At 44.7% G+C, this 14,859-nt stretch carries 13 protein-coding genes, 1 pseudogene and 2 riboswitches; all 14 genes and pseudogenes read left to right on the forward strand.

What is annotated here, in order from left to right; all coding sequences use genetic code 11:
- The first annotated feature begins 50 nt into the window (after window positions 1-50).
- Window positions 51-989: a class B sortase gene (locus RDQ32_RS03680; protein WP_308579169.1), complete on the forward strand. Its 939-nt coding sequence runs from the start codon at window positions 51-53 to the stop codon at window positions 987-989.
- Window positions 990-1,579: 590 nt separating this feature from the next.
- A riboswitch (cyclic di-GMP riboswitch) is annotated at window positions 1,580-1,655 on the forward strand.
- A gap of 162 nt (window positions 1,656-1,817) precedes the next feature.
- Window positions 1,818-1,893: riboswitch (cyclic di-GMP riboswitch) on the forward strand.
- 66 nt (window positions 1,894-1,959) lie between these two features.
- Window positions 1,960-2,394, forward strand: a complete 435-nt coding sequence (locus RDQ32_RS03685; protein WP_007156896.1) for a CAP domain-containing protein — start codon at window positions 1,960-1,962, stop codon at window positions 2,392-2,394.
- Window positions 2,395-2,614: 220 nt separating this feature from the next.
- On the forward strand, window positions 2,615-2,809 hold the full coding sequence (locus tag RDQ32_RS03690) for a hypothetical protein (protein ID WP_007156894.1): 195 nt from the start codon (window positions 2,615-2,617) through the stop codon (window positions 2,807-2,809).
- 89 nt (window positions 2,810-2,898) lie between these two features.
- The gene (locus RDQ32_RS03695; RefSeq protein ID WP_007156893.1) at window positions 2,899-3,375 is read left to right on the forward strand and encodes a hypothetical protein; all 477 of its coding nucleotides are present in this window, start codon (window positions 2,899-2,901) and stop codon (window positions 3,373-3,375) included.
- The gene (locus RDQ32_RS03700) at window positions 3,368-4,378 is read left to right on the forward strand and encodes a transporter substrate-binding domain-containing protein (protein WP_308579170.1); all 1,011 of its coding nucleotides are present in this window, start codon (window positions 3,368-3,370) and stop codon (window positions 4,376-4,378) included. Before RDQ32_RS03695 ends, RDQ32_RS03700 begins: the two co-directional genes overlap by 8 nt.
- A gap of 345 nt (window positions 4,379-4,723) precedes the next feature.
- Window positions 4,724-5,377 carry an amino acid ABC transporter permease gene (locus RDQ32_RS03705; protein ID WP_308579176.1) on the forward strand — a complete coding sequence of 218 codons (654 nt, stop codon included), beginning with the start codon at window positions 4,724-4,726 and terminating at the stop codon, window positions 5,375-5,377.
- Complete coding sequence (locus tag RDQ32_RS03710; protein ID WP_308579171.1) at window positions 5,370-6,077, forward strand: amino acid ABC transporter permease; 708 nt, start codon at window positions 5,370-5,372, stop codon at window positions 6,075-6,077. The genes RDQ32_RS03705 and RDQ32_RS03710 overlap by 8 nt, the downstream gene beginning before the upstream one ends.
- 18 nt (window positions 6,078-6,095) lie before the next feature.
- Entirely contained in the window at window positions 6,096-6,872 is a 777-nt protein-coding gene (locus RDQ32_RS03715) for an amino acid ABC transporter ATP-binding protein (RefSeq protein WP_308579172.1), read from the forward strand.
- A gap of 35 nt (window positions 6,873-6,907) precedes the next feature.
- Window positions 6,908-7,846, forward strand: coding sequence for a cysteine ABC transporter substrate-binding protein (locus RDQ32_RS03720; RefSeq protein ID WP_308579173.1), 939 nt, complete (start codon window positions 6,908-6,910; stop codon window positions 7,844-7,846).
- A gap of 227 nt (window positions 7,847-8,073) precedes the next feature.
- Window positions 8,074-10,227 carry a GGDEF domain-containing phosphodiesterase gene (locus RDQ32_RS03725; protein ID WP_050768759.1) on the forward strand — a complete coding sequence of 718 codons (2,154 nt, stop codon included), beginning with the start codon at window positions 8,074-8,076 and terminating at the stop codon, window positions 10,225-10,227.
- Window positions 10,228-10,239: 12 nt separating this feature from the next.
- On the forward strand, window positions 10,240-11,925 hold the full coding sequence (locus RDQ32_RS03730; protein ID WP_308579174.1) for a methyl-accepting chemotaxis protein: 1,686 nt from the start codon (window positions 10,240-10,242) through the stop codon (window positions 11,923-11,925).
- 569 nt (window positions 11,926-12,494) lie between these two features.
- The gene (fliE, locus tag RDQ32_RS03735; RefSeq protein ID WP_007156882.1) at window positions 12,495-12,812 is read left to right on the forward strand and encodes a flagellar hook-basal body complex protein FliE; all 318 of its coding nucleotides are present in this window, start codon (window positions 12,495-12,497) and stop codon (window positions 12,810-12,812) included.
- A 25-nt stretch (window positions 12,813-12,837) separates the two neighbouring features.
- Entirely contained in the window at window positions 12,838-14,511 is a 1,674-nt protein-coding gene (fliF, locus tag RDQ32_RS03740) for a flagellar basal-body MS-ring/collar protein FliF (RefSeq protein ID WP_308579175.1), read from the forward strand.
- 4 nt (window positions 14,512-14,515) lie between these two features.
- Window positions 14,516-14,859 (forward strand): annotated as a pseudogene (locus tag RDQ32_RS03745) (flagellar motor switch protein FliG); the annotation flags it as partial.

The raw sequence follows: 14,859 nt of genomic DNA on the forward strand, positions 1-14,859 counted from the left end.
CTTAAGGGAAAGGGTTCATTTAGTGGCAGAAGGCCGGAAAGAGAGTACTAATGGAAGATAAAAATCTGGATCAAAAGCTTTCGGACAATCATCCGGAAGAAACGAAAGTATTGGATACGAATACTGAAGTAGCGGACAAGCCAAAATCAAAGAGGAAAAAGAAGCAAAGCTTTATTCATTATTTGATTCCCACGGTGCTGTTTATTTCCATGATTGTCTTTGGCGGCCTGTTCCTCCGGGATTTTCTGGAATATCGGGCGGCGGAGGACGAATACGCATCCCTGCAGGATCATATTGTGATTTCCGAGGAGCCGAAGAAGGAGGCTCCGAAGAAAGAGAAGGCCGGTGAGGAAGAATTTGATGATGAGCCGGAAGAGGAGCCTGTAGATTTGCTCCATCCTCATTTTCAGATTGACTACGGAGCGCTCTCCGGGGTAAATGCTGATTTTACCGCGGTTTTGCATGTGCCTGCCCTTTCCATCACCTATCCGGTGGTGAAGAGTAAGGACAATGAAGAGTATCTGCATAGAACCTTTGAGGGAAAGGCGAACTTTGCCGGTTCTATTTTCCTGGATGCCAATGCCAAGGGAAGCTACGATCATAAGAACACCTTCATTTTCGGTCACAACATGAAGAATGGAACCATGTTCGGAAAGCTGAAATATTTCCTTCGGGATGATCAGCTGGCAAACAGCAATCCTTACGTCTTTCTTTGTAGACCGGAGGGGATTACCCGCTATCGTATCTTTAGCTATTATTTAACGACGGTGGAAAGTCCTATTTACAATGACTTCGAAGGGGACAAGGGCTATGATCAGTATTTGAGTCTGGTTCAGAGACTTTCTTCTTATAGAAATTATCCCAAGGACAGTATCGACTTTTCCCAGCGGCCGGATATCATCACCCTGTCCACCTGTTCAGGGCCTTCCGGAGGAAACCAGCGCTTTATTGTGCAGGCGGCTCTGGAAGAGGTATATCAGAACGGATAATAGAAAAGTAAATATAGACAAGAAAGAAGAAACAGTCTTGCCTGTGTTTTTCCATTTTAAGCTTTCGTAAGCTGAAGAATGGGAAATGCCACAGAGCAGGGCTGTTTTTTTGCCTTTTGGGCTGAATACTTATGGAAAGCATTGCTCAACACGCTATCGTATGGATGGAGCAAAAGTATTTGATGGAAATTACTCTAAAGCCTTAAGAATCAAGGTCAGAAGCAGCTTTTATTTCTGGTGAAAAATTAAATATTAAAAGCGTAAAATCACAGATATAATTATTTTTAAAAAATAGTTTGAAAAATGCTTATACAAATTAATAAACGAGGCGATACATTAAACAGAGATAGAAATTCCACTAGAAAACAAGTATCTCTTAAATAAAATAAAGATTTTGTTTATCGCCCAGTATAAATTATGAATGCACTCTCAGAACTTATATAAATAAAAGTGATAACAAATTCAGAAAAACTTTTAAGAAAATTGTTGACATAGCAAAGGAATATGCTATAATCCAAATTGTAAGTCATTTGGAACTCTTGCGCAGGGGACGAGTAAGAGGATCTCGACTTACCAGCAGATTCTGACCGGATCTGTTTGAGCAAAATCGGGGAAACCCGGTGACGCAAAGCTATAGGGCCTGTAATATGGCAGCCAGTTGCGATCTTCCAGTATGAAGATGTTACTCAACAAGTAAACAAACTCATTTCATCGAAGATTACGGTTAGCTGGCAACTAGAAAGGGAATTCTAGATGTCGGTTTTTTTATTACTCGAAAAGAAAGTATGGATTTTTTCTTTTCATCATATGGTGTCACCGTAAGATACGGTAGGACATCGGCAAACCCGGGGAAATCCGGCGACGCAAAGCTATAGGGACTGTAAAATGTCAGCCAGCTGCAATCAAGAATCCCCTGACCAGGGTGAACTGATTCTGCTTCCTGACTCCCTCTTTATGAAGGAGTTATCACATGAAAAAGTTAGTTATCAAACTTGTTGTACTTACAGCATTATTTACCGCATTTTTCGCTATGACTGCATTCGCTGCAAAGGGCGATGCTAAAGCCGCTTTTACTAAAGTTAACGAAATCAGAGTTGCAAACGGCCTTCAGCCACTTACTTGGAACTTCCAGATCGAAAACGCAGCTAAGGTAAGAGCTACAGAAATCGTTAGAAGCTTTTCTCACACAAGACCTGATGGATCTGCATGGTACACAGCTGACCCAAGCGTTCTTTACGGAGAGAACTTAGCACAGTATTTCGATGGCGCTGATGAAGTTGTAGTAGCTTGGATGAATTCTCCGGCACACAGAGCAAACATCCTTAAGCCGGAGTTCAAGTCCGGAGCTATCTACACTGTAGAAGTAAATGGCGAAGTTTACTGGGCACAGGAATTCGGTATCTAAAGAAGAAGTATAAAAGAACTGAAAACGAAATTGAAAAATTTGAAAAAATTGAAAGAGTATGTAAGGGAAAGAGCTACCGAAAAATCATCGGCAGCTCTTTTTCGTTATAAAAATTTTCTTTTTATCAAAAAAATGAAAGGAATTGCAAAGCTTGCTTTTTTTATGATAGAATACAGTACACCGTAGCAGTACCGGCAATACTTCATAAAGGGGATAGCGCATGGATAGCAAGGAAATTCGAAACGGAACATTTATCGTACAGGTAAAATACACGGAGAATGAGACTTGGCAAGGAAAGGTTACCTGGGCAGAAAAGAATAAGAGCCAGTATTTTCGGAGCGCTCTGGAGATGCTGAAGCTGATGGACAAGGCTCTTACCGAGGAAGATTTCCCGGATGAGGAAGAAGAGGAATAAGAAAGCCGGGAAGGCAATCAGATAAGTTGAAAAGCTTAGTTGTCAGAGATTGTTGCGAATCAGGCAATAGGACAGCGGTGAAGGAGACTATGGAAAATCAATTGGAAAGGCTTTATGCCATAGACTTATTAGGTATTCTGGTACATAAGTATCAGGATGGTCAGCTTGAGGGAGAAATTATTCATCAATATAAAGAGGAAAGTACTCCCTTTTTTGGTGTACTGGATTTAATCAAGAAAATGGAGTTTCAGTACGATGAGTGGGACTATCCCCAAACCTCCACCAGAGACCGGAGCTTTCGGAAAAGAGAGAAGTATAGCTATCCCAATCGTAAGGGGAAGAAACGTCTTCCGGATGAGGCGGGAACTTTGGAAAAGTTCCCCATTATTCAGAAAAGAGGGAAGGTGAGTACCTTCTTTATTCATACCAAATATCGGCAAAATGCTACCTGGCAGGGTGATATTTTTCGTGTGGAGGAGGAAGCCTGCTTCCCCTTTAAGAGTGTACTTCGGATGCTTCAAATCATGGACCGGGAAATGAGAAAGGATCAGGGGAAAGATGCATAAGAGGGCTGCTTTTTTCGGCAAGCTTACTGTTCTGCCTCTTTTTTTGTTTGTCCTATTTTTTGCCATCGTCTTAAGTTCCTGTGGAAAGAAGAGTACCGGAAAGATTCAGGGCAGGGAAATCCGTTTGGGGATTGACCGGGACAATGCGCCCTTTTCTTACCTTGATGAGGAGAAAAATCCCGCCGGCTTTGATGTGGAGTTGATAGAAGCCATTGCCAGGCTGGAGGGCTTTACCGTGAAATTTGTTCCCATGAATCCTTCGGCCTTACAGTCTGCCGTGGTGACCGGCACCATTGTAGGGGCTATGGGAGGGATTGAAATTCGGGAAGAAAAGCAGCTGAGCTTTTCGGAAGCCTATGGAAGTTCTACCCTTGGACTTTTATATGGAGAGGATTTTTCGGAAACGAAGGAGCAGTCATCTGTGCCCATGGGCAGGTCTTCGGAATCCGAGGAACATCCTTCGGCATCGGAGAAGCAGTCTTCGGAATCTGAGGATCAGTCTTCGGAATCGGAGCAAATGACTTCTTTACAGGGGAAGAGCATCCTGGTCAAGGAGGGAAGCGGTACGGCGGTTTTTCTGGAAAGCATCCGACAAAAGGAAGGTTTTTCTCTGCTGGTGGTGCAGGAAAACCAAGATCTTATCCGGGAATGGCTGGAAGGAAAGGGGGATTTTATTGCGGAGGATCTTCCGGTATTGGAGGCCATGAAGGAAGAAATTCCCAAAATCGATGAGACGGGAAGAACGGAAGACTATCTTCCTCCGGATCTTTTGGGCATCAGCGAATTTGATGTGCAGAAAGAGAAAAATAGCAGAGCAGGACAGAATATAGAAATATTTTCCCTAAAAGAGGAGCAGCATTACGGCCTGATGGTGGGAATGGGGCAGAATAAGGAGCTGCTTCGTGCCTTTGTTCGGGGGCTGAAAAAGATGAAGGAAAATGGAGAGTGGGAGGCGCTTACGAAAAAATATTCTCTTTTTTCTTCCAATTTAAATCCCCAGTAAAATGCTATGAAATACTTGACAGGGAGAAAAAAAGCTGTTAGCATAGCAAACAATTCAGTCTGATGAAGGATTTTTTGGGAAAGGATCGTTGGCAAGATGAGAAGAAACAGAACAGAAATCAATAGGATGAATTGCTGCTGTTGCTGTTGCCGTATGCATAGTCATAGGGCTTTTTGCCGTGCCAGCTGATTCTGAGGGTATTTTTGTGGATATATTTCAGCGAGCTGTTTCGGCAGCTCGCTTTTTTGTTTCTAAAACAATGGATTTTTACGGCATTGACTTTCTTAAAATAGAAGGGGACTTTCATTTTTAAGAAAAGGAATGAGTTCTAAGGGGGAGAGAGTTTTGGATATTGCATTTATCAAACAGTACATACCGATGTATGTGGAGGCGGGAAAGCTGACCCTGGGCATTGCCTTTCTGGGGATTTTGTTTTCCTTACTGATCGGTTTTGCTGCCAGCTTGATTTTGTACTATAAGGTTCCGCTTTGGCGGAGAGTAGTGCAGATTTATGTGGAGCTTAGCAGAAATACGCCCCTTTTGGTGCAACTGTTTTTTCTTTATTTCGGCTTGCCCAAGCTGGGAATACGTTTCAGTTCGGAGCTTTGCGGGGTTATCGGCTTAAGCTTTCTGGGGGGAGCCTATATGACGGAGGCCTTCCGTTCAGGACTTTCCACTGTACAAAAGATTCAAAAAGAATCTGCCCAAAGCTTGGGGCTGTCTAAAGGACAGATTATGCGTTACATCATTTTCCCTCAAGCCTTATCGGTTTCCATTCCGGCTATCGTGGCAAATATGATTTTCCTGATTAAGGAAACCTCGGTATTCAGCGGAATTGCCCTTGCGGATCTGATGTTCGTCAGCAAGGACTTGATCGGCCTGTATTATAAGACGGAGGAAGCCCTGTTGATGCTGGTAATTTCTTATCTCATCATGCTTCTGCCCCTCAGTATTTTGGGAAATGTTTTGGAAAGGAGGATGCGCATTGCTTATGTTTAATATTTTGCTCTCGGCAAATGCAGAGAAGCCTCCGGTATATACCATTCTTTTTGCGGGGAATAATTTTCAACGTCTTTTGTGGGGGCTCTTTGTTACCCTTCGAGTCAGCCTGATTGCGGTTTTGCTTTCTCTTCCCCTGGGGATTCTTTTCGGGCTTTTCATGAGAAGAAAGGATCCCATAAGTCGGGGAATCAGCCAGCTTTATCTGGCCTTTATCCGGATTATGCCGCCGCTGGTTTTACTGTTTTTGGTCTACTTCGGAACGGCAAGGATTGCGGGCTTTCATCTTTCCGGAGAAGCCTCCGGAATTCTGGTCTTTACCCTCTGGGGTACGGCGGAAATGGGAGACCTGGTTCGAGCAGCCATCGGCAGTATTCCCAGACACCAGAAGGAAAGCGGCAGGAGTCTTGGTTTAAGTTCTTGGCAGATTTACCGTTATATCATTATTCCCCAAACGGTAAGACGCTTGATTCCTTTAAGCATTAACCTGATTACCAGAATGATTAAAACCACTTCTTTGATTGTGTTGATTGGCGTGGTGGAGGTGCTGAAAACAGGGCAACAGATTATCGATGCCAATCGTTTCCAATATCCGAAGGCCTCCATTGTGATTTATGCGGTGATTTTTTTCCTCTACTTTATCGTGTGCTTCCCCATTTCTCAGCTGGGAAAGTATCTGGAAAAGAAGCTTAAGGTATAGGATTATAGAAAGGAAACTATGGAAGAAATCGTACAAGAACAGCTTTTAGAGATAAAACATCTGGAAAAAAGCTATGAGGATGACAGCCCCGTGTTAAAGGATATTTCTTTATCGGTGAAAAAGGGAGAGGTGGTGGTGCTTCTGGGACCCTCCGGCTGCGGTAAGTCCACCCTGCTTCGCACCATTATGGGGCTGGAGCATATCCAAGGGGGAGAAATCCTTCTGGAAGGAAAAAATATTGTGGGAAAAAGTGAGGAGGCTCGGAAAGAGCGGCAGAATCTGGGCATGGTTTTCCAAAGCTATGACCTCTTTCCCCACATGAATATCATGGAAAATCTCCTTCTGGCGCCTATGAAGGTGCAGGGCAGAAAGAGGGAGGAGGCTGTGCAGGAAGCCCGGGAGCTTTTGGCCAGGGTTCATCTTTCCGATAAGGAAAATGCCTATCCTTCCATGCTTTCCGGAGGCCAGAAGCAGAGAGTGGCGATTATTCGTTCTCTGATGATGCATCCGAAGCTGATGCTTTTTGATGAGGTCACTGCGGCCTTGGACCCGGAAATGGTTCGAGAGGTTTTGGATGTGGTGATGGAGCTGTCGGAGCAGGGCCTGACCATGCTGATTGTGACTCATGAAATGGGCTTTGCCAAGGCGGTGGCGGATAGAGTGCTGTTCCTGGAGGGGGGAAAGATTGTAGAAGAAAATACCCCGGAGAACTTTTTCCAAAAGCCTGATACGGAGAGGGCACAGCAGTTTTTACAAAATTTTTCTTACGTGTCTCATAGACATGTTGGAAGATAAATGTTTATTCCGGAGACCCGGAGAGAGGAGAAAATATGAAGAAAAATGTGATTTTTAGCGGAGTGGCGATTTTAGCAGCCCTTTCCCTGGCAGCCTGCGGAGGCGGAAAGAAGGCGGAAGAGGGACAGACTACTGCAGCTGCGGAGCAGGGCTCCCAAAAGGCGACAGAGCAGGCAGGAGAAAAGGCGGAAGCGAAGACAGCTGAAACCGATGGAAAGTCCAGCTTTAGAACTGTAGATGAAATTAAGAAATCCGGTGTGATTCGTATCGGTGTGTTTACGGATAAGGCTCCCTTCGGTTATGTAGATGAGAAGGGCGTAAACCAGGGCTATGATGTGTACTATGCCCACAGAATTGCGGATGATTTAGGGGTAAAGGTGGAATTCACTTCTCTGGATCCCGCTTCTCGTGTAGAGTATGTTTCTACCGGCAAGGTGGATATTACTCTGGCGAACTTTACCGTAACCAAGGAAAGAGCGGAGAAGGTGGATTTTGCTCTTCCTTATATGAAGGTGGCTCTCGGTGTGGTTTCTCCGGACAATGCGGTGATTAAATCTGTAGATGAGTTAAAGGGAAAGACGCTGATTATTGCCAAGGGAACCACTGCGGAGACTTATTTTGAGGCAAATCATCCGGAAGTTAAGCTGCAGAAGTATGATGCCTATGCGGATGCTTACAATGCACTTCTGGACGGAAGAGGAGACGCTTTCTCCACCGACAACACCGAGGTAATTGCTTGGGCTAAGTCCAATCCGGGCTTTACTGTAGGCATTGAGACCTTGGGAGACTATGATACCATTGCCGCTGCAGTGGCTAAGGGTAATGAGAGTCTTCTGAACTTCCTGAATGAGGAAATTGAAACCCTTGGAAAGGAGCAGTTCTTCCATAAGGATTATCAGGAAACCCTGGAGCCTGTTTTCGGTTCCGATACCGATCCGGACAGTATTGTGGTAGAGGGCGGAAAGCTTAGCTAAATTGTTATGTGTTTCAGTACTATAAAAAATATTTTTGTAGAAAATAATTAACATTTAAGTAAAATGCAAAAAGAGAGAAAAGAGGGGATTATATCTCCTCTTTTTTTTGACGATAGAGGTAAAGCAAAGGTTTAAACTGCTTCCTTCAGGGAAACAGCTTGGAAGGACAGCAGGAAACAGTTTCGATGGATGAGCAAGGATGCTCTGTTGCGTGGGAAGGAGTCAAATTGAATACAGAACAAGAACTTCTTCCGGGATGGATGAAGGAAAAGGACAGCTTAGGCAGTATTTTCAAGGATCCTTTAAGTAAGACCGTAAAAAACCAGGCCTTTCGGGACTTGGCTAAGCGGTATATGGAAGTAGGGCAATGTGCGATTTACTTCAATATTATAGATTTTAAGTTATACAATGAGCGCTTCGGCTTCGAGGCGGGAGATGCTTTGATTCTGGCTATGGCTAAGATTTTGAAAAAATATTTTCCTTATGCCCTGATTACCAGAATGTATGCGGATCAGTATGTTTTATTAACCCCAAGTTCCGGACATTATGAGGCGATATCCAAGGTGAGAGCCGCTATACAGAAGCTGGATCTTCCCATGGCTTTGGATTTTAAAGCCGGAATCTGCTTTGTTCGGGAACAAAAGAGCATCAGTGCGCTTTGTGATAAGGCAAAAATCGCCTGTGACAGTATAAAAAAAGAACGGGAAATTTTTTCTCGCTATTATGATGAGGAGCTGGGACAGCTTCTGACCAAACAAAGATATATTGTGGATCATATTGAAGAGGCTATGGCAGAGGGCTATATCAAGGTCTATTACCAACCGCTGGTACGGGCTTTGACCAAGGAAATCTGCGGTTTCGAGGCCTTAGTGCGCTGGGCGGATCCCCATTACGGCTTCCTCTCCCCGGCGGAGTTTATTCCGGTCTTGGAAGAATATCATTTAATCCATAGGCTGGACCTGTATGTGCTGGAGAAAATCTGTCAGGATTATCAGAAAACCAAGGAAGAGGGGGGCAGTTTGGTGCCCGTTTCCTTGAATCTTTCTCGAATGGACTTCGAGCTTTGTGACGTTTTCCGGGAACTGGAAGAACGGATGACAAAGTATCAGGTTCCCAGAGAGATGTTGACGCTAGAAATTACCGAGTCGGTTTTAAATAAAAGTCAGCTGCTTATCAGCAGCCAGATTAAGCGCTTCCATGAGGCGGGCTATAAGGTTTGGATGGATGATTTCGGCTCCGGCTACAGCTCCTTGAATATTTTAAAGGATTTCGATTTTGATCTGTTGAAAATCGATATGCTGCTTCTTCGGGAATTCAATGAGAAATCCAAAAAGATTGTCAGCTCCATCGTGGACATGGCAAAGAAGATCGGCATTCGCACCCTGGCGGAGGGTGTGGAAACGGAGGAACAGCTGGAATTCTTAAGGGAAATCGGCTGTGAGAAGCTGCAGGGCTACTATATCGGAAAGCCCGCCCCCTACCTGGAAAGCATTATGCAATGTAGGGAAAAGGGATTTCCCTTTGAGGCGGCCTGGAAGAGAAGGTACAACGATGATCTTGGCAATGTAAATCTTATGGGAACGAGCTCCTTTCATAGCGGAAAGGAACAGGATGGCGGGGAGGAAGAAGGCTTTCCTCTGGCCATTGTGGAGCGAATGGGGGATAGAGTGGAGTTTCTCTATGTGAATCCCTCCTTTGAAAGGGAATTGTCCATTATGGAAGGTTTAAATTCCGGCGTAGCCCAGGAGATTCTCAATAACAGGGAAGAAGAGATTTATCGGAGTATCCGTCATTTTTTTGATGACCTGTCCAAGGGCCTGGATACCGGACTGGATACCATGGGAGGCGATGCCTTTTTCGCCATTCGGGGTAGAGAAATCAGTCATATTCCGGGGAGAAATGCCTACCTTGTAAATTTGCAGGCTTTTCAGGGGAATTTCTTAAAGCTGAAGCAGAAGAAAATGATGGAAAGAGTCAAGGACTTGTACCGAGGCTATGAGCTTGTGCTTTTGACCGACCCGGGCAGAGGCGCTGCGGAAATCCTCTATGAAAAAGAAGGGGCTTATTCCTTCTCTATGGAAGGAAAAATTTTGGAAGAATTTGCAGGGCAGGTATTTTCCAAAGAAGAAAGTAAACGTTTTTTCCGCTTTTTGCAAAAGAACAAAAGGATTAAGGAAAGTGAATTTGCTAAGGAAGACTTTTTCCTGGCAAAGAATCCCGGAGGGGGCACCATGGTTTTGATGGTCAGCCTGAAACCCTCGGAGCTTGAGCAAAAGGGAAATATTTTGGTGAGCATCCGAAAGATTTATAAGGATAGCATTGCCGTATTGATTCACAAAACTCTTTTGGAAGAAAGAGAAAAAGACAAGGAAGAGAAGTAAGGGAGAAGAAGTATGTCTTATAAGGATATGAAGTTGCGTAGTAAGTTTATTTTTACACTGGTTCTCATGACGATTATGGTCACACTCTTAATCGGCTTGGCACAATTCTCATTTTTGAAGATGAGTGACATGATGGTAAACGATTTTGTGCAGATTGAGTATGACAACATGAAGTCGCAGATGAGTATGCGAAAGGATATTCAGAGTATCAATAAACGTTTACTTTTGGCCATGTATGATCCTAGCAACAATCCGGTAAAGGAGCAGAGAGAGGATTTTGACAGTCGTTTCAAGGATATGCGGGATAGGCTTTCCAAACTGGAAAATACACTGGAGGATAAGACCTTATTAGCAAACCTTTCCACTGCAATGGATGCTTTGGAGAAGGACAGTTATGCTCTTCTGGATATGCTGGATAAAGGGGACACGGCAGGAGCGATTGCTTTTTATCAACAGGGCTTCAATGCGGTTACCTCCGAGAACTTTGTATCCGCACTTTCCGCTGTAGGAAAGCTTTCCGATGAGCACTCTGAAGCGAAGATTCAGGAGGCCAAGGATATGCGGTCTAAGGAAAGCTTGCTTTTGGGCGTGGTCTTTGTCATCGTAATTCTTCTTTACGTCTTTGCCTTCCTGAAGCTGCAAAGAGATATTACCGGAAGAATCGGTACGGTTTCCAAGGCAATTAAGAGAATGCGCAGCGGTCATTTAAATATTGCTTTCAATAAGAAGTATATCGGAAGCGACGAGCTGGGAGAGATGGTGGACGACTTCTCCGCCCTGTCCGGGGAATTGAAGAAGATTATTACCGACATTTGTGCGGTATTATCCGAGATGAGCAAAGGAAACTTTGCGGTACAGTCCATGGATGAAAATATGTATGTGGCGGATTATGCCAGCATTTTACAGTCCTATAGGGAAATTAACCAGAACTTGAAGAATGTTTTCGGCTCCATTAATCAGGTGGCGGCGGATGTAGAGTCCGGTTCCGAGCAGATTGCCAACGGTTCCGTGGCCCTTTCTCAGGGGGCTACAGAGCAGGCCTCCACCTTGGAGGAGTTAAGTGCCAGCATTTATGCGCTTTCCACAAGAATCAGTGCCCAGGCACAGAAGGCGGGCAATATAGAAAGCTATTTCGGAGAGGTTTCCGAGAAGATTTCCGATGAAAACCAGCAGATGGGCGAGATGCTTCTGGCTATGGAGGAAATCGAGGATAAGTCCAATCAGGTAGAGCGTATCATCAAGGCCATTGATGACATTGCTTTCCAGACCAATATTCTGGCATTAAATGCAGCCATCGAGGCGGCAAGAGCCGGAGTTTACGGTAAGGGCTTTGCCGTGGTAGCGGATGAGGTTAGAAACTTGGCAGGAAAGTCCGCGGATGCGGCTGCAGAGACCTCTGTTTTGATTGAGAGCACCATCAATGCGGTGAAAAAGGGTGTAAATATCGTGGATCACGCCGCAAAGACACTGGGCGATGTTATGGACGGCTCTGAGAAGAGTAAGGAAATGGTAAGCGAAATTGCCGGTTCCATGGTAACGGATGCAAAATCCATTTCTGAAGTAAGTAAGGGCTTGGAAGAGGTTTCCAAGGTGGTACAGCAAAACAGTGCCACCTCCGAGGAAAGCTCCGCTTCCAGCCAGGACTTGAATGAGAATGCAGCTTCTCTGAAGGAGATGATTTCCCGTATTCAGGTTTAAAAGAAATAGTTAATTATGTAGAAATAAAAAGATATCTTCTATATAATAGCGGTATTGTTATAAGAATATACAGGCAAACTCCTCTTGGAAAAGAAGAGGAGCGTTTTTAAGGCTTTGGAAAAATAAGGAAAAGAAAAGCCTTTGGCTAAACGACCGGAAAGAACAGGGGAAAAGGAGGAAAAGCCTTATTTTCCCTTGCTCTAACAAGAAAGGAGTAGATATGAAAAAAAGAATGGCAAAAAAAGAATAGACAAATTTTCCCGGCTTTATTGGGGGAGAATTTGTCTATTTTCATGAGTAAAAATGTAAAGGGCAAGCAGCTTTTTTATAAATTAAGTTTTTCCTTCCTTTTCATAAGAAAATGCGAAGATTTTCAGGAAAAAAAGGGGAAAACAGAGACTTGTCATTACGGAAACAGTTTGTTATAGTACCATGGATTTAATATTAAAAAAATCGTAAATTCAGTTCTTGTGCTTATTTTTCCTTTTGGGAAAAAATAAGATTTCCCGTAAGTGTTCGGGAAGAGCTAAGAAGTGAATCCGCGTTTACTGTATTTAGGAGGAAAAAAGATGAACGTTTCAGATTTCATCAGTCCCTTATCATCTTGGAAGATTGGAAGTGTAGGGAGCATTGACCAGGGAACTCAGGTAGGAGGAACAGAAGGTGCAAGACTTTTTAAGGACGTGTTTCGTTCCGCCATTGACAATGTAAAGACCAGCCAGCTGGATGTGGAAAACAAACAGTATCTCCTGGCTACAGGACAATTATCCGATGCCCACAGCTTACCCATTGCGGAGGCGAAGGCGCAAATCAGTTTGGATTTATTGGTATCACTCAGAAATAAGGCGTTGGAAGGCTATAATGAATTGATGAAGATCAATTTATAAGGATCAGGAATAGGAGAGTTTGCAGGTGCAAAAGCTCAAGGAAATGTGGCAGAATCTGTCTGCTAAATCAAAAAAATTACTAGGCATCATTGCGGGAATTACCGTAGTGGTTATTGCCGTTGCCGTCTTCCTCTTGGCAAGAGGGCAGAAAACCGAATATCAGACTCTGTTCTCTTCCTTAAGTCAGGGAGAGGCCCAGCAGATTGTTTCTCTTTTGCAGGAACAGAATGTCCCCTATCTCTATGACGGAAAGTCCGGAGCCTTAAAGGTACCCTCCGAGTCTGTGGATACCTTAAGAGCACAGCTTTTGTCCAAGGGCTACCCGAAGTCGGGATTTGCTTACGACATGTATATCGGAAACTCCGGTCTTATGACCACCGAGTCCGATAAAAAACAATATACCCTGTATGATTTACAGGATCGTTTGGGGGCGACCATTCGCCTCTTTGATGGAGTTCGGGACGCCAAGGTTACCATTGCCGAGGGAACGGATCAAACCTATGCCATTGAGGATGAGAATCCGGTACAGGCCAGTGCCAGCGTGGTGGTGACCATGGAGGAGGGACAGAGTCTTTCCGAAAAGAATGCGGAAGCTATTAAAAACCTTATTGCAAGGTCGGTAAAGGGAATGAACTTTACCAATGTTTCCGTTTTTGATGCAGGTACCATGGAAGAGGTGGCTGCAGATGCGGGAGACAGTGCCAGCGGTTCCGGTACCAGCATGGCAAATCTGACCACCACGGTGGAGAACAATATTGCCAACAATATTAAAAGGGTATTGGGAAAGATTTACGGAGGAGAAAACCTGGCGGTTTCCGTAAAAGGAACCCTGAATATGGCGAAGCTGATTCAGGAGAACACCCAGTACACCGTACCGGAGAAGACAGAAGCCACGGATAAAAGAGGCTTACTGAGCAATGAAGAGGTGGCCGGGGAAAATGCCGGAAACAGCGGGGAAAACGCTGCCGGTGTGGCCGGGGCGGATGCCAATGCGGACACCCCCAGATACACCACCCAAAACGGAACGGCTACGACTACGGACAATTATTCCAACTCCAGTGCTACCAGAGAGTGGCTTTACAATGTGCTAAAGGAGCAAAAAGAAATTGCTCCCGGTGTTTTGGAGGATGCTTCCGTGGCGATTGTCATCAATACGGATGACAACAGTATTCCGGAAAGCGATTTGATTAACCTGGTGGCAGATGCTGCGGGAATCAAGCGGGATGAGGCGGCGGATAAGATTACTATTCTTCGTTCTCTGAATAAGACCGCGGTACAACAGACTACAGAGGAGAAGAAGCCGGCAGAAGAGCCTAAGACTCTCCTGAACCAGTTCCCGTTGTGGGCACTGATTGGAGCGGCGGTATCCGCATTCTTACTGATTTTGATTCTGTTGATTTTGATTCTTCGTGGAAGAAAGAAGAAGAAGCTGAAGAAGTTGGCACAGGAAGAAATGGAAAATGCAGCAGCACTCAGTATAGAGCAGCCTACGGATGAAATTACACCGGTAGAGGAAGTTGATGAAGATGAGCTGACTGCTGAGGGCAAGATGGCTCACGGCATGAAGCTGAAGAAGAGTATCGGCGAATTTACGGATCAGAACCCGCAGGTAGTGGCAAAGCTTATTCAAAGCTGGATGAGAGAAGAGGAGCAAAACCTTGGCAGAAAACAGCACAGATCAACAAGAAAAACAAGCTAACCCCATCGATGAAAATCAGGACTTTGTCCCAAAGCTTACAGGAAAACAAAAAGCTGCCCTTGTGGTGGTGTCCCTGGGCTCCGATCGTGCCTCCCAGATCTACAAGTATTTGGGAGAGCATGATATCGAGGAGTTAACCTTTGAGGTGGCGAAAATGGGAAAAACCACCAACTCTATGGTGGAGACTACCTTGGATCAGTTCTATCGTCTTTGTCTTACCCATAAGATGATGACAGACGGCGGAATGGACTATGCCAAGGCGGTTTTGGAAAAGGCCTTCGGAGAATCCGCGGCCAAATCCCTTTTGGACAGAGTTTCCCAGACCTTGGCTTCCAAGCCCTTTAACTT

It is taken from the genome of uncultured Oribacterium sp., from assembly GCF_902481605.1.
GTDB lineage: Bacteria > Bacillota > Clostridia > Lachnospirales > Lachnospiraceae > Oribacterium > Oribacterium sinus.